At 72.0% G+C, this 20,396-nt stretch carries 22 protein-coding genes and 6 tRNA genes; 17 read left to right on the forward strand and 11 right to left on the reverse strand.

From position 1 onward, the window contains the following. Positions 1-29: 29 nt before the first annotated feature. The 5 genes from AB0I88_RS33035 to AB0I88_RS33055 all read left to right on the forward strand — a co-directional run bounded on the left by AB0I88_RS33035 (position 30) and on the right by AB0I88_RS33055 (position 3,265). Positions 30-296, forward strand: coding sequence for a DUF2277 domain-containing protein (locus AB0I88_RS33035; RefSeq protein ID WP_361033816.1), 267 nt, complete (start codon positions 30-32; stop codon positions 294-296). A 68-nt stretch (positions 297-364) separates the two neighbouring features. Next, a complete protein-coding gene (locus AB0I88_RS33040) occupies positions 365-1,375 on the forward strand; it encodes an AraC family transcriptional regulator (protein ID WP_361033740.1) in 1,011 nt (336 codons plus the stop codon). 69 nt (positions 1,376-1,444) lie between these two features. Further along, positions 1,445-2,023, forward strand: coding sequence for a sigma-70 family RNA polymerase sigma factor (locus AB0I88_RS33045; RefSeq protein WP_361033743.1), 579 nt, complete (start codon positions 1,445-1,447; stop codon positions 2,021-2,023). Beyond that, complete coding sequence (locus AB0I88_RS33050; protein WP_361033746.1) at positions 1,977-2,681, forward strand: anti-sigma factor; 705 nt, start codon at positions 1,977-1,979, stop codon at positions 2,679-2,681. The genes AB0I88_RS33045 and AB0I88_RS33050 overlap by 47 nt, the downstream gene beginning before the upstream one ends. 113 nt (positions 2,682-2,794) lie before the next feature. Beyond that, complete coding sequence (locus AB0I88_RS33055; RefSeq protein ID WP_361033749.1) at positions 2,795-3,265, forward strand: GNAT family N-acetyltransferase; 471 nt, start codon at positions 2,795-2,797, stop codon at positions 3,263-3,265. 6 nt (positions 3,266-3,271) lie between these two features. On the opposite strand, the gene AB0I88_RS33060 is transcribed toward AB0I88_RS33055, so the two are convergent. Further along, entirely contained in the window at positions 3,272-3,700 is a 429-nt protein-coding gene (locus tag AB0I88_RS33060; RefSeq protein WP_361033752.1) for an Lrp/AsnC family transcriptional regulator, read from the reverse strand. Between the two features lie 139 nt (positions 3,701-3,839). Between AB0I88_RS33060 and AB0I88_RS33065 the strand changes: the two genes are divergently transcribed. The 5 genes from AB0I88_RS33065 (at position 3,840) to AB0I88_RS33085 (ending at position 10,154) form a co-directional block, all read left to right on the forward strand. Then, positions 3,840-4,928, forward strand: a complete 1,089-nt coding sequence (locus tag AB0I88_RS33065; protein WP_361033755.1) for a thiamine pyrophosphate-dependent dehydrogenase E1 component subunit alpha — start codon at positions 3,840-3,842, stop codon at positions 4,926-4,928. A 77-nt stretch (positions 4,929-5,005) separates the two neighbouring features. Next, a complete protein-coding gene (locus AB0I88_RS33070; RefSeq protein WP_361033758.1) occupies positions 5,006-5,971 on the forward strand; it encodes an alpha-ketoacid dehydrogenase subunit beta in 966 nt (321 codons plus the stop codon). Between the two features lie 73 nt (positions 5,972-6,044). Continuing rightward, positions 6,045-7,403 carry a dihydrolipoamide acetyltransferase family protein gene (locus AB0I88_RS33075; protein WP_361033761.1) on the forward strand — a complete coding sequence of 453 codons (1,359 nt, stop codon included), beginning with the start codon at positions 6,045-6,047 and terminating at the stop codon, positions 7,401-7,403. A gap of 305 nt (positions 7,404-7,708) precedes the next feature. Beyond that, positions 7,709-9,769, forward strand: coding sequence for a galactose oxidase-like domain-containing protein (locus AB0I88_RS33080; RefSeq protein WP_361033764.1), 2,061 nt, complete (start codon positions 7,709-7,711; stop codon positions 9,767-9,769). Positions 9,770-9,860: 91 nt separating this feature from the next. Next, a complete protein-coding gene (locus AB0I88_RS33085; RefSeq protein WP_361033767.1) occupies positions 9,861-10,154 on the forward strand; it encodes a hypothetical protein in 294 nt (97 codons plus the stop codon). Here the strand turns inward: AB0I88_RS33085 and AB0I88_RS33090 are convergent. Continuing rightward, positions 10,090-10,761 carry a hypothetical protein gene (locus AB0I88_RS33090; protein WP_361033770.1) on the reverse strand — a complete coding sequence of 224 codons (672 nt, stop codon included), beginning with the start codon at positions 10,759-10,761 and terminating at the stop codon, positions 10,090-10,092. The genes AB0I88_RS33085 and AB0I88_RS33090 overlap by 65 nt on opposite strands. Positions 10,762-10,860: 99 nt before the next feature. On the opposite strand from AB0I88_RS33090, the gene AB0I88_RS33095 reads away from it, so the two are divergent. The 3 genes from AB0I88_RS33095 to AB0I88_RS33105 all read left to right on the forward strand — a co-directional run bounded on the left by AB0I88_RS33095 (position 10,861) and on the right by AB0I88_RS33105 (position 13,882). Next, entirely contained in the window at positions 10,861-11,295 is a 435-nt protein-coding gene (locus tag AB0I88_RS33095) for a DUF2243 domain-containing protein (RefSeq protein ID WP_361033773.1), read from the forward strand. Beyond that, the gene (locus tag AB0I88_RS33100) at positions 11,292-11,981 is read left to right on the forward strand and encodes a cytochrome c oxidase assembly protein (RefSeq protein WP_361033776.1); all 690 of its coding nucleotides are present in this window, start codon (positions 11,292-11,294) and stop codon (positions 11,979-11,981) included. The genes AB0I88_RS33095 and AB0I88_RS33100 overlap by 4 nt, the downstream gene beginning before the upstream one ends. A gap of 182 nt (positions 11,982-12,163) precedes the next feature. Continuing rightward, positions 12,164-13,882 (forward strand): trehalase family glycosidase, encoded by a 1,719-nt coding sequence (locus AB0I88_RS33105; RefSeq protein WP_361033779.1) that lies wholly within the window; start codon positions 12,164-12,166, stop codon positions 13,880-13,882. A 456-nt stretch (positions 13,883-14,338) separates the two neighbouring features. On the opposite strand, the gene AB0I88_RS33110 is transcribed toward AB0I88_RS33105, so the two are convergent. The 9 genes from AB0I88_RS33110 to AB0I88_RS33150 form a co-directional block, all read right to left on the reverse strand. Beyond that, positions 14,339-14,412, reverse strand: a tRNA-Glu gene (locus AB0I88_RS33110). 5 nt (positions 14,413-14,417) lie between these two features. Beyond that, positions 14,418-14,491: transfer RNA gene (locus tag AB0I88_RS33115), tRNA-Ile, on the reverse strand. A gap of 15 nt (positions 14,492-14,506) precedes the next feature. Continuing rightward, a tRNA-Thr gene (locus tag AB0I88_RS33120) sits at positions 14,507-14,579 on the reverse strand. Between the two features lie 13 nt (positions 14,580-14,592). Next, positions 14,593-14,665: transfer RNA gene (locus AB0I88_RS33125), tRNA-Gln, on the reverse strand. 113 nt (positions 14,666-14,778) lie between these two features. After that, a tRNA-Phe gene (locus tag AB0I88_RS33130) sits at positions 14,779-14,851 on the reverse strand. Between the two features lie 59 nt (positions 14,852-14,910). Continuing rightward, positions 14,911-14,984, reverse strand: a tRNA-Trp gene (locus AB0I88_RS33135). 224 nt (positions 14,985-15,208) lie between these two features. Further along, entirely contained in the window at positions 15,209-15,337 is a 129-nt protein-coding gene (locus AB0I88_RS33140; protein WP_361033782.1) for a hypothetical protein, read from the reverse strand. 130 nt (positions 15,338-15,467) lie between these two features. Next, on the reverse strand, positions 15,468-16,721 hold the full coding sequence (locus tag AB0I88_RS33145) for an MFS transporter (protein ID WP_361033785.1): 1,254 nt from the start codon (positions 16,719-16,721) through the stop codon (positions 15,468-15,470). 182 nt (positions 16,722-16,903) lie between these two features. Then, positions 16,904-17,092 (reverse strand): hypothetical protein, encoded by a 189-nt coding sequence (locus tag AB0I88_RS33150; protein WP_361033788.1) that lies wholly within the window; start codon positions 17,090-17,092, stop codon positions 16,904-16,906. Between the two features lie 75 nt (positions 17,093-17,167). Here AB0I88_RS33150 and AB0I88_RS33155 point away from each other — a divergent pair, with 75 nt between their 5' ends. The 4 genes from AB0I88_RS33155 to AB0I88_RS33170 all read left to right on the forward strand — a co-directional run bounded on the left by AB0I88_RS33155 (position 17,168) and on the right by AB0I88_RS33170 (position 20,392). After that, entirely contained in the window at positions 17,168-17,794 is a 627-nt protein-coding gene (locus AB0I88_RS33155) for a TetR/AcrR family transcriptional regulator (RefSeq protein ID WP_361033791.1), read from the forward strand. Between the two features lie 83 nt (positions 17,795-17,877). Then, positions 17,878-18,642, forward strand: coding sequence for a 3-hydroxyacyl-CoA dehydrogenase (locus AB0I88_RS33160; RefSeq protein WP_361033794.1), 765 nt, complete (start codon positions 17,878-17,880; stop codon positions 18,640-18,642). Further along, positions 18,639-19,625 carry a nitronate monooxygenase gene (locus AB0I88_RS33165; protein WP_361033797.1) on the forward strand — a complete coding sequence of 329 codons (987 nt, stop codon included), beginning with the start codon at positions 18,639-18,641 and terminating at the stop codon, positions 19,623-19,625. Before AB0I88_RS33160 ends, AB0I88_RS33165 begins: the two co-directional genes overlap by 4 nt. Next, entirely contained in the window at positions 19,625-20,392 is a 768-nt protein-coding gene (locus AB0I88_RS33170) for an enoyl-CoA hydratase (RefSeq protein ID WP_361033801.1), read from the forward strand. The genes AB0I88_RS33165 and AB0I88_RS33170 overlap by 1 nt, the downstream gene beginning before the upstream one ends. Positions 20,393-20,396: the final 4 nt, after the last annotated feature.

A 20,396-nucleotide genomic window follows, 5' to 3' on the forward strand; every position in this document is an offset into this window, starting at 1 on the left:
CGACAGTCACCGGAATGGGAGATCTCATCGTGTGCCGGAGCATCCACCAGCTGCACAATTTCGAGCCGCCCGCGACGCCGGACGAGATCCGGGCGGCCGCCCTGCAGTACGTGCGGAAGATCGCCGGGACGACCCGGCCCTCGCAGGCCAACCAGGCCGCGTTCGACCAGGCGGTGGCCGCCGTCGCCGCCGCCACCGCGGAACTGCTGGCGAACCTGGTGACCAGCGCCGCGCCCCGCAACCGCGAGGAGGAGGCGGCGAAGGCGCGGGCCCGGGCCGAGAAGCGGTACGCCTGACAGGTGCCGTTCGGCGCGGCGGCCCACGTCTTCCGGGGCACGCCCCGACGTCCCGTATACAGTCCGGGTTGACACGTCATCCATCGCTGCGGGTGCGGGGATCGGAGGGACTGGCCGTGGACGGGGCGATCCGGCGGGCGGAGGTCCGGACGACCGACATCGCCGAGACCCACGAGATCCTCGCCCGCACGTACGTCGACCACCGTCCGCGCCTGGACCGGCCCGGTGCCGACTTCCTGTTCCATTCACGAACCGCGACGGCCGGTGTGCTGGGGCTCGACCGGCTGCGCTACCGGGGGGCGGTGGCGGCCACCGCGGACCCGTTCGACTCGATCGTCACGTCGGTCGTCTGTGACGGGTGGTACCGGGTCGAGGAGGGCGGCGCGCACCGGCCGTTCGCGGCCGGGGACGCGTTCCTGGTGCCGCTCGGCACACCGCTGAGCGTGGCCTGGCACCACATCGATCTGCAGAACGTCCGATTCCCGCTGGAGGCGGCCGCCCGGACGGCCGCCAGGCTGGGCGCCGCCACCGCGGACTTCCGGTTCGGCGCCCCGGAGCCGGTGTCCCCGCGGATGCGACGGCACTGGATCGCCACGGTCCGGTACGTGACGGCGAGCTTCAGCGGCCCGGAACCCGCCGTCGCTCATCCGCTGGTGCACGCGGCGATCCTCGATCTGCTCGCCGCCACCGCCGTCGCGGTGTTCCCGAACACAACGATGACGACGGACTACACCGCCGGACCGGGCCGGGTGCCGCCCGCCGCCGTACGCCGGGCCATGGCCTACATCGACGCGCACGCCGGCGAGCCGCTCACCGTCGAGGACATCGCCGCGGCCGCGCACCTGAGCGTACGGGGACTGCAGGCCGCCTTCGCCCGGCACGGGGACACCACACCGACCGGCTACCTGCGCCGGGCCCGCCTGCACGGCGCGCACCGCGATCTCGCCGACGGCGACCCGGCCCGCGGCGACACGGTCGCGGCGATCGCCCGCCGGTGGGGGTTCGCCGCGCCCGGCCGGTTCGCCGTCGAATACCGTAAGGCCTTCGGCCGTTCCCCGGGTCACACCCTGCGCGCCTAGAAATCGGTGCATCCGTCCGGGCCGTCCCGAGCGAACACCGGGGAGAACCCGCACGCGGAAGGGAGGTCGATGAGCTCCGACGACGAGCTCGCCGGGCGATTGGCCGCCGGCGACGAGAAAGCGCTGCGTACGGCGTACGAGCGGCACGGCGCCGCGGTGCTGTACCTGGCTCAGCGGCTGCTGGGCAACCGGGCGGACGCCGAGGACGTCACCCAGTTGACGTTCGTGGCGGCGTGGACCGGGCGGGACACGTTCGACCCGCGGCGTGGCACGCTGCTGGGCTGGCTGCTGGGGATCGCCCGGCGCAAGGCCGTCGACCGCCTCCGGTCGGCCGAACGTGACACCCGGACCACCGAGACGGTACGGGCGCAGCTCGCCCCGCCGCCCGAGAACGAACACCCGGACCGGATCGTCGACCGCCTGGTCGTCGCCGACGAGCTGGGCCGGCTGCCGGAGGACCAGCGCCGCACGCTGGAGCTGGCGTTCTTCGACGACCTGACACACCCACAGATAGCGGCCGTCACCGGGCTCCCCCTCGGTACGGTCAAGAGCCATATCCGGCGCGGAATGGCGAACCTGCGACGCCGTTGGGAGGTGGACGGTGCAGCACTTGGATCCCGATCGGCTGGTTCTACTCGCGCTCTCTGAACAGCAGCAGGAGCCCGGCGAGACCGATCACCTGGCGGACTGCGCCGGCTGCCGGCACGACCTCGGCGCGTTGCGGGAGGTCGCCGAACTCGGCGTGGAGGGCAGCGAGTTGCGTGATCTGCCACCGCCGCCGGAGCACGTGTGGCGGGCCATCGAAGCGGAGATCAGCGCGCCGGTGACGGTGCTCTCCGAACGGCGCGGCCGGACCCGGCGGTCCCGGCCCCGGTGGCTGACGCCGCTGGTCGCGGCGGCCGCCGCCGCGATCGTCGCGGTCGGCGGCACCGTGACGGCGATCCGCCTGCTGGACCGGACGCCGCCCGAGACGTGGACGGCGCGGGCCACCCTCACCCCCCTGCCCACGGTGCCCGCGACGGCGAGCGGCAGTGCCCGGGTGCTGGGCGACGGGCGGATGCGGGTCGACGTCCGCAATCTGCCGTTGACCACCGGGTTCCACGAGGTGTGGCTGCTCGACCCGGACGACCCCACCCGGATGGTGGCGATCGGCAACCTGCCGGACGGCCCGAACGGCGTGGTGCTGCCGGTGCCACCGGGCACCGACCTGAACCGGTACCGGCTGGTCGACGTCAGCGACGAGCCGCACGACGGCGACGCCACCCACTCCGGCAAGAGTCTGCTGCGTGGCATGCTCACGTCGTAGGCGTCACCGGACCGTCGTCCCGGTCAGCGGTACGGGCGCGGGCCGTCCTCCGATGGACGGCCCGCCGTTCGGCATGATCCGGCGAGGCTTCACGACGACGAGGGGACCACGCCATGACCACGAACGCCGCCGAGCGCGTCACGGTACGCCGGGCCACGCTGCGGGATCTTCCGGAGGCGGCCGCCCTGTTCAGCGGCTACCTGGAGTTCTACGGCAAGCCCGCCGGCCCGGAGAAGGCGCTGGCTTTCCTGCGCGAGCGGCACGAGCGCGGCGAGTCGGTGCTGCTGCTGGCCTACGGCGAGGACGGCGCCCCGGCCGGTTTCGTGCACGTCTACCCGACCTTCTCGTCGCTGTCGATGGCGCCGGTGTGGACCCTCAACGACCTGTTCGTGGCCCCCGGCGCCCGCCGCACCGGCACCGGCCGCGCGCTGGTCCGGGCGTGCGTGGCCGCCGCGAAGGAGGCCGGCGCGGTCGGCGTCCAGCTTCAGACGGCCCCGGACAACCTCACGGCGCAGGCACTCTACGTCGCCGAGGGCTTCGTACCGGACGAGTTCGCCGCCTACTGGCTCACCCTGGCCGGCTGACGGTCCTCACGGGGTGGTCTCCTCGAAGAGCAGCAGCGTACGGGTACTGACCACGCCGGGCATGCCCTGGATCTCGTCGAGCACCAGATGGCGCAGCTCACTGTTGTCGGCGACCCGGACCAGCAGGATCACGTCGAAGTCGCCGCCGACCAGCCCGATGTGGACCACCCCGGGCAGCGCCCGCAGCCGGGCGAGGATCTCCCGCCAGTTGGCCTGCCGCAGGTTGAGGGTCACGTAGGCGGCCGTGGTGAGCCCGGCCGCGGCCGGGTCGACGTCGGCGTGGAAGCCGCGGATCACCCCGTCCTGCCGCAGGCGGGCCACCCGGGCGTAGGCGTTGGCGCGGGAGATGTGCAGCGTCTCGGCGAGCGTCCGCATCGACATGCGCCCGTCCTTGGCGAGCTCGGCGAGGATCCGCCGGTCGGTGTCGTCGAGCATGTGGCCACCTGTCTCACCGGAAGGCCTGACGGCCTTTCGCTTTTGGACCTTCGGCCCTGGCCGGCCGCTCCGGGCGAAACAATATCTCGCGTTCGCTCCACCTATGGTGTTCGATTGGCAGCCTGCACAGAATCCGTTCATGACACGTGACGCAGCTCTCCTGCTGCCGTCCACCGAGCCGGTGACGCTCATCGACCCGGACGGCGACCCCGTTCCCGTCGGCCACGACATGCCCGACCCGCAGGCACTGGTACGCGCGTACGCCGCGCTCATCACCGCACGGCGCTTCAACGACCAGGCGAACGCCCTGGTCCGGCAGGGGCGCCTCGCGGTCTACCCCTCCTCGCACGGGCAGGAGGCCTGCCAGGTCGCCTGCGTGCAGGTCCTCGACCCGGGCGACTGGCTGTTCCCCACCTACCGCGACTCGGCGGCCATCGTGGCCCGCGGCGTCGACCCGGTGCGGGCGCTCACCCTGCTGCGCGGCGACTGGCACTGCGGCTACGACCCGCACGCCACCCGCGTCGCCCCGCAGGCCACCCCGCTCGCGACGCATCTGCTGCACGCGGTCGGGGTGGCGCACGCGGCCCGGCTGCGCGGTGAGCCGACCGTCGCGATGGCGGTCTGCGGCGACGGCGCCACCAGCGAGGGCGACTTCCACGAGGCGCTCAACTTCGCCGCGGTCTTCCGTACCCCGGTGGTGTTCTTCGTCCAGAACAACGAGTACGCGATCTCCGTGCCGCTGGCCCGGCAGACCGCGGCGCCGTCGCTCGCGCACAAGGGCATCGGGTACGGGGTGCCCGGCGCCCGCGTCGACGGCAACGACGTGGCCGCGCTGCTCACCGTGCTGGGCGCGGCCGTGACCCGGGCCCGCGCCGGTGAGGGGCCGCAACTGGTGGAGGCGCACACCTACCGGGTGCAGCCGCACACCAACGCCGACGATCCGGGCCGCTACCGTTCCGCCGACGAGGTCACGCCGTGGCTGGCCCGCGACCCGATCACCCGGCTGGAGCCCTATCTGCGGGGCCGCGCGCTCCTCGACGACGAGAAGATCGCGGGGTACGCCGCCGAAGCGGAGGAACTGGCCGCCCGTATGCGTGCCGGGCTCGGCGAGGACACCGTCGCCGACTACCGGGACCTGTTCGCGCACGTCTACGCCGAGCCCACCCCGCAGCTGCGCGAACAGCAGGCTCTCGTCGCCGACGAGCTGTCCCGTGAGGAGGCCCGCTGATGGCCGCGACGGCGCCCTCGCAGGTACCTTCGCCGACGCCCTCGCCGGCACCCTCGCCGCGGCCCGAGAAGATCACCATGGCGAACGCGCTCAACCAGGCGCTGCGTGACGCCATGCGCGCCGACGACACGGTTCTCGTCTTCGGCGAGGACGTAGGCCCGCTCGGCGGCGTCTTCCGGATCACCGACGGGCTGACCGCCGAGTTCGGTGAGCGGCGCTGCTTCGACACCCCGCTCGCCGAGTCGGGCATCCTCGGCATGGCGATCGGGATGGCCATGAACGGGATGCGGCCGGTCGTCGAGATGCAGTTCGACGCGTTCGCCTACCCCGCGTTCGAGCAGCTCGTCAGCCACGCCGCCAAGATGCGCAACCGCACCCGCGGCCGGGCCGGGGTGCCGATCGTGGTCCGGGTGCCGTACGCGGGCGGCATCGGCGGGGTGGAGCACCACTGTGACTCGTCGGAGGCCTACTACGCGCACACTCCGGGGTTGCACGTGGTGGCGCCGGCCGATCCGGCGGACGCCTACGGACTGCTGCGCCGGGCCATCGAGTCCCCCGACCCGGTGATCTTCCTGGAGCCGAAGAAGCTGTACTTCTCCCGCGCCGAGGCGGACCTCACCCTCCCGGTGCCGCCGATCGGCCGGGCCGTGGTGCGCCGTCCCGGCACCGACGCCACCCTGATCGCGTACGGTCCGGCCGTACCGGTCGCCCTGGAAGCGGCCGAGGCGGCCGCGCAGGAGGGCCGCAGCCTGCAGGTCGTCGACCTGCGCTCGATCGTGCCGTTCGACGACGAGACGGTGTGCGCCGCGGTCCGGTCCACCGGCCGGGCGGTGGTGGTGGCGGAGGCCGCCGGGTTCGCCAGCGTGTCGTCCGAGGTGGTGGCCCGGGTGACCGAGCGCTGCTTCCACTCGCTGCACGCGCCGATCCGGCGGGTCACCGGCTTCGACATCCCCTATCCCCCGCCCAAACTGGAGCATGTCCAGCTGCCGTCGGTCGACCGCATCCTCGACACCGTCGACGACCTCCAGTGGGAGTTCGCATGAGCGGGCTTGCGAGCGAATCGGTCGGCTCAGGTCGGAACTCGTGGCGGCGCCGGAGCGAAGCGGAGGTGACGGCATGAGTGGCGCCCGGACGTTCCTGCTGCCCGACCTCGGCGAAGGCCTCACCGAGGCGGAGATCGTGCGCTGGCTGGTCGCCGAGGGTGACGTGATCACGGTCGATCAGCCGGTCGCCGAGGTGGAGACCGCCAAGGCGGTGATCGAGGTGCCGTCGCCGCACGCCGGGCGGGTCACCACCCGGCACGCGGCCGAGGGCGCCACCCTCGACGTGGGATCTCCCCTGATCACGGTGACCGTCCCGGACGCGGCCGACACCTACCGTGCGGAGGAGCGGGCCGGTTCCGGCAACGTCCTGATCGGTTACGGAACCTCGCCCGGCACGGCGTCCGGCCGGCGCCGCCGCCCCCGCCACCACGGACCCGCCCCGGTGCCGGATCCGCGCACACCGGCGCCGGACGCCGCACGGGACGGCCACCCCCGGACCACCGGACCGGCACCGGACGCCGCACGGGACGGCCGCTCCCCCGCCGCCGGACCGGTGGCCCGGCCGGCCGTCGCGCCGTTGGTGATGTCGCCGCTGGTCCGGCGTCTCGCGCGGGATCGTGGCGTCGACCTGTCCGTGCTGCACGGCACCGGCCCCGGCGGGGTGATCACCCGCCGGGACGTGGAGGCGGCGGCCACCGTGGCCACTCCGGTCGCCTCCACGACGGCGCCGAGCCCGGTCTCCGGCGGTGAGCGGCGGGTTCCGCTGAGCGGCTTCCGCAAGGCCGTGTCGGCGGTCCTCACCCGCAGCCGCGCCGAGATCCCCGAGGCGACCGTGTGGGTGGACGTCGACGCGACTGCACTGTGGGAGCTGCGCGAACGCACCCGGGGCGGCACCGGGTCACCGGGTCTGACCGCCTATGTGGCGCGGTTCGTGGTGGCGGGACTGCGCGAGTACCCGGTCTTCAACGCCCGCCTCGACACCGAACGCCAGGAGATCGTCGAGCTCTCCGAGGTCAACCTGGGCCTGGCCGTGCAGACCGGCCGTGGCCTGGTGGTCCCGGCCGTGATGGGCGCGCACACGATGACGGCCACCGGGCTGGACACGGCGATCCGGGACGTGACGGCCCGGGCCCGCCGCGGCGAGTCGACCCCGGCGGAGCTGACGGCGGGCACGTTCACGCTGAACAACTACGGGGCCTTCCGGGTCGACGGCAGCGCCGCGATCATCAACCATCCACAGGTGGCGATGCTCGGGCTGGGCCGGGTCATCGATCGCCCTTGGGTGGTGTCGGGCGCTCTGGCCGTACGAAAGATCGCGCAGTTGTCCTTCGTCTTTGATCACCGGGTGTGCGACGGGGGCGCCGCCGCCGGTTTCCTGCGTTCGGTGGCCGACGCCATGGAGGACCCGGCCTCCGCTCTGGCGCGTCTCTGAGCCGGCGGCCAGGAAGGCACGGGCGGAGGGACGCGGCCGGATCACGGATCCGTACCCGTCACGACAGGTGGTCCAGGCCGTCGTCCCAGCTCCTGCGCATCGGCCCCCGGTCATCGCGGATCAGGGCACGGCGTCCATGATCGGACTGAAGGAAAGACGCTAGTAAATATTGAAGGTCGCCTAAGTCCGGGGTTAGGGTTGCCGAACTGGACGGCGCGAAAAAGATCACGGGGGAAGGCCGTTCCGACAGACCGAAAATGAATCCCGGCGCGCCGCCGAGAGGACCTGCCGAAAGGACAGTTCTCATGAAACCGCGTCGCGCCGTGACCGTTTGTTGTCTTTTGGCGGCAACATTTCTGACCGGTCTCGATTCCACCGCCGTAGCGCACGACCGCCAGTCGCACGTGCACGCCGAGGACGACCAGCAGCACCGGGAAGAGGACCTGGTCGGCACCCCGATGCACGTCATCGAGCAACAGACCAGGGCGAACGCCGACCGCATCCACCGCGAGACCGGCCGCCGCCCCGGCACCGCCCAGACCCGGGCCGCCGTCGCCGACCCCGGCGCCGCCGGAGAGTGGAGCCCGGTCGTGGGCACGCCGGTGGTGCCGGTCTTCACCGCGGTGCTGCCCAACGGCAAGGTGCTGATCTGGGACTCGGTCGGCGACAACCCCACCGAGTCGTACCCGGATCACACCTTCACCCGGGCCATGGTGCTCAACCCGGCCGACAACACGGTCAAACGCGTCGATCTGCAGGGCAGCAACATCTTCTGCGCCGGGTTCGCGCACCTGCCCAACGGGAACATCCTGGTCGCGGGCGGAAACGCCAACGCGCAGCTCGCCGGGACGGTGCGCACCTACGTGTTCAACTGGCAGACCGAGACGTGGACCCGGGGCGCCGACATGGCGGCCGCGCGCTGGTATCCGTCGGTGGCGGAGACGGCGAACGGCGAGGAGGTCATCATCGGCGGCGGGCCGGCGACGGCCGAGGTCTATCAGGCCGACGGCGCCATTCGGAAACTGACCAACTTCACCAAGTACAGCGCCCGGATATATCCGTTCATGGGGTCGCGGCCGGACACGCAACTCGGGTTCTTCGGGCCCGGAACCACCGGCTACACGATCAGCACGTCCGGCAACGGAGTGATCACCGGAACCGTCACCCGGGACGCGATAAATCGCGATTACGGAAGCTTCTCCCCGTACGATATCGGCCTTTCTCTCGTCGTCGGCGGTGGCAACATCACCGAGAACGGGGTGGCGAAGGTTCCCACCCGCACGGCGGCCGTCCTCAACGCCAACAGAGCCACCAATCCGACGGTCACCACCACCGGGTCGATGTCGCAGGGGCGCCGGCAGCTCAACGCCACCGTCCTGGCCGACGGATCGGTGCTGGCGACCGGCGGGATGACCAGCGCCGCCGTCAACGGCCTGGTCGACCTGGACAACGCCGTCACCACGGCCGAACGCTGGGATCCGGCGACCGGCCGGTGGACCGTGCTGGCCGGCGCGAGCCGGGTCCGCCAATACCACTCGACGGCGGCGCTGCTGCCCGACGGCCGGGTGCTGACCGGGGGTGGCGGGATCTGCGGCGTCTGCCTGCGGGTCGGCTACCTGGAGAAGAACGTCGAGTACTTCTCCCCGCCGTACCTGTTCGAGAAGGACGGCAGCGGCGACCTCGCCGACCGGCCGGTGATCAGCACGGCGCCCGCGAGCGTCAGCGTCAACGGCGTCTTCACCGTCACCACACCGCAGGCGGCCGGCATCCGCAAAGTCGCCCTGGTCGGACTCGGCGACGTCACCCACGGTGTCGACCAGGGCCAGCGCTACGTGCCGCTGAAATTCACCACCTCCGGTACGACGCTGACCGTCACCGGCCCGCCGACCGGCGGCGCCGCCCCGCCCGGCTACTACATGCTCTTCGTGGTCGACGCCGACGGGGTCCCCTCGGTCGCCAGGATGGTGCAGGTGGCGAAGGGCCCCAGACCGCTGATGAGCCCGCTCCGCAACAACACCGGCCGCTGCCTGGACGTGCCCGGCTCGGCGATCGCGGCCCGCACCTACGTGCAGGCGTACACCTGCAACAACAGCAAGGCACAGGCCCTGACCACCCTCAGCGACTCGACGTTGCGGGTGCTCGGCAGCTGCCTGGACGTGCCGTCCAGCAACTTCGTGGCCGGCCAGCGGATCTGGATCTACACCTGCAACAACACGAACGCCCAGAAGTGGCGCCTCGGCTCCGACGGCACGGTCCGCCCGCTCGGCAACACGAACCTGTGCCTGGCCGCCGCCTCGTCGGCCAACAACGCCCAGATCTCCATCGCCAGCTGCACGGGCGCCGCCCTCCAGAAGTGGACCTGGTAGCGGCGACCAGCGCGGAACCGTATGGTTGTCAACTAAAAATTGACAACCATACGGTTGTAGGCGGACACGCCGGTTCCTAACCTGAGTCACTATGACTCAACTGACGGCCATGCTCGCCGGCGTCGCCGTGCCGTGGGTGCTCATCACCGGCGCGACCGTCCTGCAGCGCGACATTCCCGCGCCGTTCCTCGGCCGCGTCTCCGGCACGGTCACGCTGCTGTCGTTCGCGCCGGCGGCGATCGGCCAGGCGACCGGCGCGGCCCTGCTGGCGGTCGCCGACTACCGCCTGCTGCTCGGCGCCGCGGCCGCCGCCGGGCTGGTCACGGCGATGTGGTGTCTTCGCCCGGTGCCGGAGGCCGCGCCGGCACCGGCTCAGCGACGATGAGCCCGTTCTCCGCTGGCGGGCCGGCGACGATCAGGGTGGCCCGCGCCCACGGCTGTTCCCGCAGCAGGAAGGGCAGCTCCTCGCGCAGCCAGCTCACCACGTGCTGCCGCTGCCGCGGGGAGTCACCGTCGCGGGCGGTGAGCAGGCGTTCCTGCTCGTCGAGGTCGCCCTGCACCCACACCGACGCGTCCAGCCACGGGGCCAGTTCGGCGCGGATGACGCCGGTTCCCTCCAACCAGACGACGCTCGCGCCCGCCGGGACGGTGATCGATCCGGGGCGGCCGTGCCCGGCCCACGCGGCGGGACGGAAGTCGACCGCCGCGCCCCGGTGCAGCGGCCGCAGAACGTGTTCGGTGAGCAGGCCGCCCCAGTCGAAACAGGCGTGATTCCAGGCGACGTCGTCGGTGTGCACCACGGCGGAACCGGGCACGGACGCCCGGAACCACTCGGCGAGAGTCGTCTTGCCGGCGCCGCCCCGGCCGTCGATCGCGATCAGCCGTGGACGTCCGGTGACGCCCGGTGACGCGTCGCGCAACCGCTGGACGGTGTCGGCGACGGTCGCCACCGTCCAGCCGGTGGCCTCGGGTTCTCCAGGGTGCAGGCGCATCGGTGTTCCCCTTCCGGAGTTCGGCCGGACAGGCTCTGCCGTTTATCACCGTGGCGGCAGGGCATGCGGGACTCTCCCCCTGACGGTAGGAGCTCTCGCATGTCTCTCGCGGACCGTAACGTGCTCTCCGGGGCGCTGCTCGGCCTCGGTGTGGCCGCCTTCGTCGACGAGGTGGTCTTCCACCAACTGCTGCACTGGCACCATTTCTACGACCGTTCGACACCGGCGGCCGGCCTGGTGTCGGACGGGTTGTTCCACGCGTTCAGCTGGTTCGCCACGGTCGCGTCGCTGTTCCTCTTCGCTGATCTGCGGCGCCGCGCCGCCGTAGATCCGGCCCGCTGGTGGGGCGGTCTGCTGACCGGTGCGGGCGGGTTCCAGCTCTACGACGGCACGATCCAGCACAAGATCCTCCAACTGCATCAGATCCGGTACGGGGTGAACGTCACGCCCTACGACTGGGCCTGGAACATCGCCGCCGTCCTGCTGATCGCCGCCGGCGTCGTGCTGTTGGTCCGCGCCCGCCGCGCCGCATGACGGCCCCCCGGATCGCCTGTCTGGCCGCTGGGCTCGCCACCGCCGCGGCCGCCGTGACCGGACCGCTCGCCGGCGCCGCCCACCACGACTTCACCGCGCACATGACCGGTCATCTGCTGCTCGGCATGATCGCCCCGCTGCTGCTGGTGCTCGCCGCGCCGGTGACCATGGTCCTGCGGGCGCTGCCGGTGGGCGCCGCCCGCCGGCTGACGCGGTTCCTGAACAGCCGTCCGGTCCGTATGGTCACGCACCCGGTGCCGGCCGCGGCCCTCAACGCCGGTGGGCTGTGGCTGCTCTACACGACCGGCCTCCACCACGCGATCGGCTCGCATCCGGCCGTCCACTTCCATGTCCTGGCGTCGGGCTACCTCTTCACCGCCGCCGTGATCGGCGTCGATCCGGCCCCGCACCGGCCGGGCCACCCGGTCCGGGCGGCAGCGCTGATCGGTTTCCTCGCCGCGCACGCTGTCCTCGCCAAACACCTGTACGGGCACCCGCCTCCGGGCGTACCGATGGACGAGGCCCGTGCCGGTGCGGAGCTGATGTACTACGGCGGGGATCTCGCCGACCTGGTCCTGATCGTGGTGTTCTGCCACCAGTGGTACCGGGCCGCCGGCGCCCGGTGGCGTCTGCCCGCCGAGCTCCGGACGGCGGGCACGACAGCGGAACGGCACAACGGCTGGTGACAGGCGCGTGCTCCCGGCGGGCCCGGCGCCCGACGTTCGCTTCCCGGACCGGATTCGAACCGGTCCCGGTACGCTTCTCCCGGTCCCGTCATCCTGTCGCGTGCTGCCCCATTGTCGTGGCCGGGTCACCGCCGGCGCGGGCAAGGACCGACCGGCAGCCCGTACCGACGAAAGCAGGCGCCGTGCAAGGCCTCACCTTCGCCATCCAGGACATCCCGTTCTCGTACCGCGGATCGTGGTTGAACGTCTCCCCGGTCATCGCCGAGAAGACCACCTCCGACGACCTGCACCTGGTCTCCCACCAGACCGGCATGCATCCCGTCCTGCGTTTCGTGCCACTGCACGGCGACACCCGGGCCGACACCACCGTTGTCGCGACCCCGTCCCGGCTGACCTGGCAGGCCCGCCGCACCGGGGGCGCGCCCGGGATAGAACTGGCCTACCAGAGCGCCGACACGATCCGCGTCCGAGGTACGGGACTCGGCCTGCGCATCGCCGTCGCCGCCCCCGCACTGACGCCGTTCAGCGGAAGCTACCTCTACCAGGACCCGGTGGCCGGTGGTTACGTGCTGACGTCCTACGAGACAGGGCGCCGTTACCGGATCACCGTGCTGCAGGGCACGATCGCCGGCATCGCCGGGCTGGAACTGCTCGGCGCCGGGGACCGCCATCTCACCCTGCCCGCCGGCGCCGCCTGGGAGATCGCCATCGAGGAGTACCGGACCGGCCGGCCGCCGTTCACGGTGCCCGCGGCAGCGTCGTTCGACGACATCGTCATCGCGGCCGGCCGGCGGTTCGGCACCTTCGCCGACGCGGTGGCGCCGTGGCGCGGCACGGCGACACCCGCCGCCGAACTCGCCGCGTACGTGCTGTGGTCGGCGACCGTCGACCCGGCCGGATTCCTGGCCCGGCCCGGCGTGCTGATGTCCAAGCACTGGATGGACAAGGTCTGGAGCTGGGACCACTGCTTCAACGCCCTGGCTCTCGCCGCCGGCGATCCCGGCCTGGCCTGGGACCAGTTCCGGCTGCCCTTCGACCACCAGGACCCGACCGGGGCGCTGCCCGACTCGATCACCCATTCCGAGGTGCTGTACAACTTCGTCAAACCACCGATCCACGGCTGGGCCCTGCACCGGCTTCGCGCTCGAACCCCGCTCAGCCGGGAACAGCTGGCCGACGCCTACACCTGCCTGGCCGCCTGGACCGGGTTCTGGCTGGACCAGCGCCGGGTGCCGGGCCACGACCTGCCGCACTATCACCACGGCAACGACAGCGGCTGGGACAACGCCACCACCTTCGACGGCGCCCGCGTCATCGAGACCGGTGACCTGAGCGCCTTCCTCATCCTGCAGCTACGCGAACTCGCGGCCCTCGCCGACGCACTCGGCCGGCCCGACGACGTCCACCGGTGGCGGGAGACCGCCGATGGCATCCGCGAGACGCTGCTGCGCGACCTGTGGCGGCAGTCGAGGTTCGTCTCGCGGGCCGTCGTCTCCGGAACCACGCGTGCAAGCAGCAGCCTGCTCGATCTCATGCCGATCGTCCTCGGTGACGACCTGCCCACCGAGGTGAGCGCCGAGCTCGCCACCCGTATCGCGGGCCACCTGACCGACCACGGCCTGGCCACCGAACCGCCCGGCTCCCCGGAATACGCCGCCGACGGATACTGGCGTGGCCCCATCTGGGCCCCGTCCACGGTGCTCATCGAGGACGGGCTACGCCGCGCCGGGCACACCGAACTCGCCGACACCATCAGCGCACGATTCCGGGCACTCTGCGAGAAGTCCGGTTTCGCCGAGAACTTCGACGCCGAGACCGGCGCCGGCCTGCGCGACCGCGCCTACACCTGGACAGCGAGCTGCTACCTCATCCTGGCCGCCGCCCACCACCAACGGAGCTGACGGCGGCCCCACCCCCACCGAGGAGTCGGGACACGGATCACGGCAATCTGTGTTCCGCAGACATGACACCCGCAACGGGTGTCCTCACGGCCACCACGGGTGTCGCGTTCTCCGAGCACACATCGCCCTGCACGCCGGTCCTCCGCCCACCGGACGCCAGGGCGACAGGGCGACAGGGCGACAGGGCGACAGGGCGACAGGGCGACAGGGCGACAGGGCGCGCCGTCGGTGCGCTGCGCGCCCCGCCCGGCCGGCGGGCGTGCAGGCAGGCGGGGCGAGCGATTCGGCCGGCAGGGTCAGCAACCACGGCCAGCCGAAGGGTTTCGCGGCCGGCTGCAGGGGCTATCTCAACGGACGTGAGGCAGCGCTCACGACCAGCCGGGGTGGATCATCGCGCCGTCCGTCCGGGACGCGGTTATCGGGACACTGCCGCGCCGCTCGCCGGGGTGAGCGAAGTGGAGCCGACGGGCTTCGAACCCGCACCTTCCGACTTGAAAGGACGGTGACCTGACCGCTTAGTCGACGGCTCCACGTGTGCTGATGGGCGGACTCGAACCGCCGGCCCCCGAGTTATCAGCTCGATGCTCTGACCGTCTGAGCTACACCAGCGTGGGCATGGACCAGAGCCGAAGGGCGGACTCGAACCGCCTACCTGCCGCTTACGAGGCGGCCGCTCTACCGGGTGAGCTACATCGGCATGAAACACTGCGCTCCGAGACGAGGATTCGAACCTCGAACCTCCCGGTCCAGAGCCGGGCGTGCTGCCAGTTGCACCATCTCGGAATGAGCCGGCCGGGGCCGGCGATGTCGTGGACCAGACCGGATTCGAACCCGCGATCTCCTCCAGTGAGAGTCCGGCGAGCGCTCCTGGCCGCTCTGCTGGTCCTTGTGTCGCGTGCCCACCCGCGGAGTCGAACCGCGCGCCTCCCGGGCTTCAACCGGGCGCTCCGCCGTCTGAGCTTGATGGGCCAAAATGCCGTTCCGCTGTTGAGTTGTCAATTCTCTCGCCGTTTTCGGGCGGGAGACAGCAGGGGTGACAGGATTCGAACCTGCAACCTTCGGATTTGGAGGCCGCTGCGCTACCGAATTGCGCCACACCCCTATGTCGATCTGTGCCGGAAAGCAATGAAGCCGCCTTCCCCGGTCTGGGAGGCGGCTTCGGCGCTGTGCGCTTCCGCGGGCGCTACGTGCGCCTCCCGGACTGGGGCTCGATGCGAATCGCCTGCTCTTCGAAGGCTTCGCGGGCAACCGTGACCGGCAGCGTCTGCTGCGTGGCCGTTTCGGTTTGCCAGCGGCGCATCGGAGGCTCCTCATGTCTGGTGCGGATCATGTCTGGTGCGGATCATGTCTGGTGCGGATCATTTCTGGTGCGGCGTGCTGACGACGACGATAGTCACCCACGTTCGCCGCGCGCAATTCCTTTTCCGGCGTGATCAATGCCTTCTTGTAGAACACCGTGGAGCAGCGGATCAATGAGATGCCGCGAGCTTCCCGGCCGGCCGCCAGGGCCGGGTGGTTCGGCCGGACAGCGGACGCGGGTAGGCGCCGGCGGGCTCGTCCACCGCCGGACCGCGGGCGTGGCCGGTCACCGCCGCGGACGGGCGGTGCCGCACGGCGTACGCCAGGTGACGCGCACGCCGGGGTGGACGACGGCGGCCAGGTAGAAGCCGGCGCACACCCACAGGGCCGGGCCGAGGCCGAGGGCCAGCATGGCGGCGCCGGCCAGCCCGCCGAACGGGATCCCGGCCCACGCCCAGGCGACGATCAGGGTACGGACCCGGCCGCGCAGATGGTCGGGGATGCGCTCGGCCTCGACCGCCTCGACGATCGGGCACGCCGTGCCACTGCCGAGCCCGGCCGCCGCGAAGACCAGGAGCACCACCGTGGGTGACGCGTCGGCGGCCAGCACCACGTAGCGGCTCACCCCGGCCACGATGATCGCCACGAGGAAGACGGTCCGGCGGGGGAACCGGGCGCCGACCCAGGCGGCGATCGCGGCCGTGAACACGGCGCAGGCCCCGAAGACGCCGCTGATCAGGCCGACGAACGCGACACCGTGGCCGTGCCCGTGCGCCCAGACCGGCAGCAGCACCGTCAGGAACGCCTGGTCGAGGAAGTTCGTGACCGCGTACATGATCACGATGGCCCGCAGCGAGCGGTCCCGGTGCAGGAAGCCCGCGCCGTCGCGCAGCTCCCGCACGTAGCCGCCGGCACCGGTGGATCCGGCGTGGGCGCCGGTGGGCCGCCCGATCACGCCGATCAGCGCGGCGGCGGCGAAGAGCACGGCGACGACCCAGAGGGTACGGGCGCCGAACGCGGCCACGAGCACCCCGGAGGCGAGCGGCCCGGCGCTGGTGGCGGCGCGTTCGATGACGGTCGCCATGCCGGTGCCGCGCTCGATGGGCTGGCCCGCGCTCGCGGTCGCCCCGGGCAGCAGGGTGTGTTTGGCGGCGACGGCCGGCCCGTCGGCGGCGCCCACGCACGCCATGCAGGCCATCACCATGAGCAGGGGCGGCCCGGGCGCCGCGGCGAGCAGGATCATGGCGACCGCGCTCATCGCGTCACCGGCGACACTGATCCGGCGTGGTCCGAGGCGGTCGATCAGCGGGCCGACGACGACCTGCACGACGACGTAGGGCAGCGCCTGGCAGAGGGTGACCAGCCCGGCGGTGGCCGGGTCGCCGGTGCTGGTGAGCAGCAGCCACGGGATGGCGATCAGCAGCATCCGGTTGGCGGACAGGGCGCAGGCCTGGCTGCCCAGGACGACCGCGAGCCCTCGCCACGACCGTGGCGCCGCGTGCTTCTCGTGAGCCGGGACTCTCAGCGCCTGATCGGTCACGGGACGGTTCCCCCGGCGCCCTCGATCGACTTATCCCCGTCGATATGCACCCGGTTGATGTTAGTAGTGATGAGGACACTGCCGGTGATCGATGACGGCTTTCTCCTCAGATCACCCGAAGGAGGCGGCGGTGGCGGCCGCCCTGGGCGGCGTTTCCGTCGGGTCGCCACCCGGTGCCGGGCTCAGGCCGGACCGGCCGCGAGAAGGGCGCTGAGGTCGGGGTCGCGGGGCCAGATGACGCGGTCCACCTCCTCCTCGGTGCACGTCAGCAGGGCGACGGTGACGTGGGTGTCGGTCTGCGCGAGGATGCGCCACGTCCCGCCGCTGTCCTGCCAGCGGGTCAGCGCCTGCACGGCGTCGGAGTTGGGCATGCCCTCATCATCGCCGGGGAGGGTCGCGCCCGGACACCCGCAACGACGGTCAGTGCTGACCGCTATTGTCGGCGGATGACGACGACACCGGCACGAGGCCGCCCCCGGGCGGACCGGACCCGCGAGTCGCGGTCCCGGATCCTCGACGCGGCCGTGACCTGCCTGCTGCGTGACGGTTACGCGCGGACCAGCACCATCTCGATCCAGGCCGAGGCCGGGATGTCGCGGGGCCGGATGCTGCACCAGTTCCCGTCGAAGGAGGAGCTGCTGGTCGCAGCGGCGCACCACATCTTCGCGGCGCAGCTGACCGAGCCGCTGCCGGGGCCGCTGACCGAGCGGATCGCCGAGGCGACCGGCCCGGGCGAGCGGATCGCCGTGGTGGTGGACTGTCTGTGGGCGACGTTCCAGGAGCCGAGTTTCTGGGCGGCGACCGAGCTGTGGGTGGCGTCGCGGACCGAGCCGGCGCTGGCGGAGGCGATCCGTCCGGCGGAGCGCGGCCTGGGCCGGGCCATCTGGGCGCGGATGGATCACCTGTTCGGGCCGGATCTGGTGGGCCGGCCACTCTACCTGCCGATCCGGCCGGTGCTGTTCACGAGCATGCGGGGCACGGCGCTGAGTTACGCCTTCGACGCCCGGGATCCGGCGACCGAGCCGCTGCTGGAGCACTGGAAGGAGATCGCCCGGCACGCGCTGCTGACGTGAACCGCACAAACAGACAGCCTTGACTGTTTCTGTATGATGGGGTGAGACTCTGACGGTCCAGTCGGACCGCCAAAGGAGTCTCCGTGAGACTGTCCCAGCACGACGTCGCCCTCGTCACCGGCGGCGCATCCGGTCTCGGCCTAGCCACCGTGCAGGCCCTCGCCGCCGAGGGCGCCCGGGTGGTGATCGTCGATCTGCCCTCCTCCGACGGCAAGGACGTCGCCGCGCGCCTCGGCGACTCCGCCCGGTTCAGCCCCGGCGACGTCACCAGCGAGGAGTCGGTGACGGCCGCCCTCGACACCGCCGCCGAGCTGGGCGACCTGCGGGTGGTGGTGAACTGCGCCGGCATCGGCACAGCGGCCCGGGTCGTCGGCAAGAACGGCCCGTTCCCGCTCGACACGTTCCGCCGCACCGTCGAGGTCAACCTGATCGGCACCTTCAACGTGATCCGGCTGGCCGCCGAGCGCATCGCCCGCGCCGAGCCGGCCGACGGCGAGCGCGGCGTCATCGTCAACACCGCGTCGGTGGCGGCGTTCGACGGGCAGATCGGCCAGGCGGCGTACTCGGCCTCGAAGGGCGGCGTCGCGGCCATGACCCTGCCGATCGCCCGGGAGCTGGCGACGTCGCTGATCCGGGTGGTCACCATCGCGCCCGGCCTGTTCGAGACGCCGATGCTGGCCGGCCTGCCGGACGAGGCCCGCGCCTCGCTGGGCGCGCAGGTGCCGCACCCGGCCCGGCTCGGCAGACCGGCCGAGTTCGCCGACCTGGCGGTGAGCATCGTGCGCAACCCGATGCTGAACGGCGAGACGATCCGGCTGGACGGCGCGATCCGGATGGCCCCGCGATGACCGGGCCGCTGACCACACGGTTCACCGAGGCGTTCGGCGTACGCCACCCGATCGTGCAGGGCGGCATGCAGTGGGTGGGCCGGGCCGAGCTGGCGGCGGCGGTCTCGTCGGCCGGCGGGCTCGGCATGATCACCGCACTGACCCAGCCCACCCCGAAGGACCTGGCCGCCGAGATCGAGCGCTGCCGCGGACTCACCGACCAGCCGTTCGGGGTGAACCTGACGATCCTGCCGACGATCACCCCGCCGCCGTACGACGAGTACCGCCGGGCGATCATCGACTCCGGGGTGACGATCGTGGAGACGGCCGGCTCCAACCCGGAGCCGCACATGGGGATGTTCCGCGACCACGGGGTGCGGATCATCCACAAGTGCACCAGCGTCCGGCACGCGCTGAAGGCCGAGAAGGTCGGCGTGGACGCGGTCAGCATCGACGGTTTCGAGTGCGCCGGGCATCCGGGCGAGGACGACATCCCCGGCCTGGTGCTGATCCCGGCGGCGACGGCCCGGCTGAGCATCCCGGTGCTGGCGTCCGGCGGGTTCGCCGACGGCCGCGGCCTGGTGGCGGCGCTGGCGCTGGGCGCCGACGGGATCAACATGGGCACCCGGTTCATGTGCACCGCCGAGTCGCCGATCCACGAGACCGTCAAGCAGGCGATCGTCGCCGGTGACGAGCGCGGCACCGAGCTGATCTTCCGGCAGCTGCGCAACACCGCCCGGGTGGCGGGCAACGCGGTGAGCCGCGAGGTCGTCGAGATCCTCCGCGGCGGCGGCACGTTCCCGGACGTCGCGCAACTGGTGGCGGGGGCGCGGGGCCGCCGGGTCTTCGAGGACGGCGACCTGGACGCCGGGATCTGGTCGGTGGGCATGGCCCAGGGGCTGATCGACGACGTCCCCACCTGCGCCGAGTTGCTCGACCGGATCGTCGGCGAGGCCGTCGACATCATCGAGAACCGGCTCCGCACCCGTACGGCGGTGGCGTGATGGACACCTTCATCGACTGTCACCGGGACGGTCCGGTCCTGCGGATCACCCTGAACCGGCCGCACGTGCTCAACGCCGTCACCGAGGCCGTCCTGCACGATCTGGCCGATCTGGTCACCGAGGCCGGTGACGATCCGGACGTACGCGTGCTGGTGCTCTCCGGCGCGGGCCGCGCCTTCAGCTCGGGCGCCGATCTGACCGCCGGCGACTTCTCCTCCCCGGCCGGCACGATCGAGGCCGCGAACCGGGTGATCCGCAGCCTGCGCGACGTGCCACGGCCGGTGGTCGCAGCGGTGCACGGCCCGGCCGCCGGGGTGGGCTGCTCGATCGCGCTGGCCTGCGACCTGGTGCTGGCCTCGACGTCGGCGTTCTTCCAGCTGGCGTTCGTCAACGTGGGCCTGATGCCGGACGGCGGCGCGACCCTGCTGGTCCCGGCGAACGTCGGCCGCGCCCGCGCGATGAGCCTGGCCCTGCTCGGTGACCGGCTGCCCGCCGCCACCGCCGCCCAGTGGGGCCTGGTCCACCGGGTCGTCGAGCCCGAACAGCTCGGCCCGGCCCTCGACGAGCTGACCACCCGGTTGTCGCGGGCCGCGCCGCTCGCCCTCACCGAGGCCAAACGCGCGGTGAACGCGGCGACGCTCGGCGACCTCGAGGACAGCCTGGCGCGCGAGCTGACCGGCCAGTCGGCGCTGCTGGAGAGCGCCGACTTCCACACCGCGGTGGCCGCTTTCGCGGAGAAACGCACACCCGACTTCGTCGGCCGGTGATCCG

This window comes from Actinoplanes sp. NPDC049802, from assembly GCF_040656595.1.
Lineage (GTDB): Bacteria > Actinomycetota > Actinomycetes > Mycobacteriales > Micromonosporaceae > Actinoplanes.

Bases quoted from the DNA above. Each gene is read 5' to 3' on its own strand.
- AB0I88_RS33045 (WP_361033743.1), top strand. From the start codon at position 1,445: ATGAGCTCCGACGACGAGCTCGCCGGGCGATTGGCCGCCGGCGACGAG.
- AB0I88_RS33055 (WP_361033749.1), top strand. From the start codon at position 2,795: ATGACCACGAACGCCGCCGAGCGCGTCACGGTACGCCGGGCCACGCTG.
- AB0I88_RS33060 (WP_361033752.1), bottom strand. From the start codon at position 3,700: ATGCTCGACGACACCGACCGGCGGATCCTCGCCGAGCTCGCCAAGGAC.
- AB0I88_RS33065 (WP_361033755.1), top strand. From the start codon at position 3,840: ATGACACGTGACGCAGCTCTCCTGCTGCCGTCCACCGAGCCGGTGACG.
- AB0I88_RS33070 (WP_361033758.1), top strand. From the start codon at position 5,006: ATGGCGAACGCGCTCAACCAGGCGCTGCGTGACGCCATGCGCGCCGAC.
- AB0I88_RS33075 (WP_361033761.1), top strand. From the start codon at position 6,045: ATGAGTGGCGCCCGGACGTTCCTGCTGCCCGACCTCGGCGAAGGCCTC.
- AB0I88_RS33080 (WP_361033764.1), top strand. From the start codon at position 7,709: ATGAAACCGCGTCGCGCCGTGACCGTTTGTTGTCTTTTGGCGGCAACA.
- AB0I88_RS33085 (WP_361033767.1), top strand. From the start codon at position 9,861: ATGACTCAACTGACGGCCATGCTCGCCGGCGTCGCCGTGCCGTGGGTG.
- AB0I88_RS33090 (WP_361033770.1), bottom strand. From the start codon at position 10,761: ATGCGCCTGCACCCTGGAGAACCCGAGGCCACCGGCTGGACGGTGGCG.
- AB0I88_RS33095 (WP_361033773.1), top strand. From the start codon at position 10,861: ATGTCTCTCGCGGACCGTAACGTGCTCTCCGGGGCGCTGCTCGGCCTC.
- AB0I88_RS33100 (WP_361033776.1), top strand. From the start codon at position 11,292: ATGACGGCCCCCCGGATCGCCTGTCTGGCCGCTGGGCTCGCCACCGCC.
- AB0I88_RS33150 (WP_361033788.1), bottom strand. From the start codon at position 17,092: ATGCCCAACTCCGACGCCGTGCAGGCGCTGACCCGCTGGCAGGACAGC.
- AB0I88_RS33155 (WP_361033791.1), top strand. From the start codon at position 17,168: ATGACGACGACACCGGCACGAGGCCGCCCCCGGGCGGACCGGACCCGC.
- AB0I88_RS33165 (WP_361033797.1), top strand. From the start codon at position 18,639: ATGACCGGGCCGCTGACCACACGGTTCACCGAGGCGTTCGGCGTACGC.
- AB0I88_RS33170 (WP_361033801.1), top strand. From the start codon at position 19,625: ATGGACACCTTCATCGACTGTCACCGGGACGGTCCGGTCCTGCGGATC.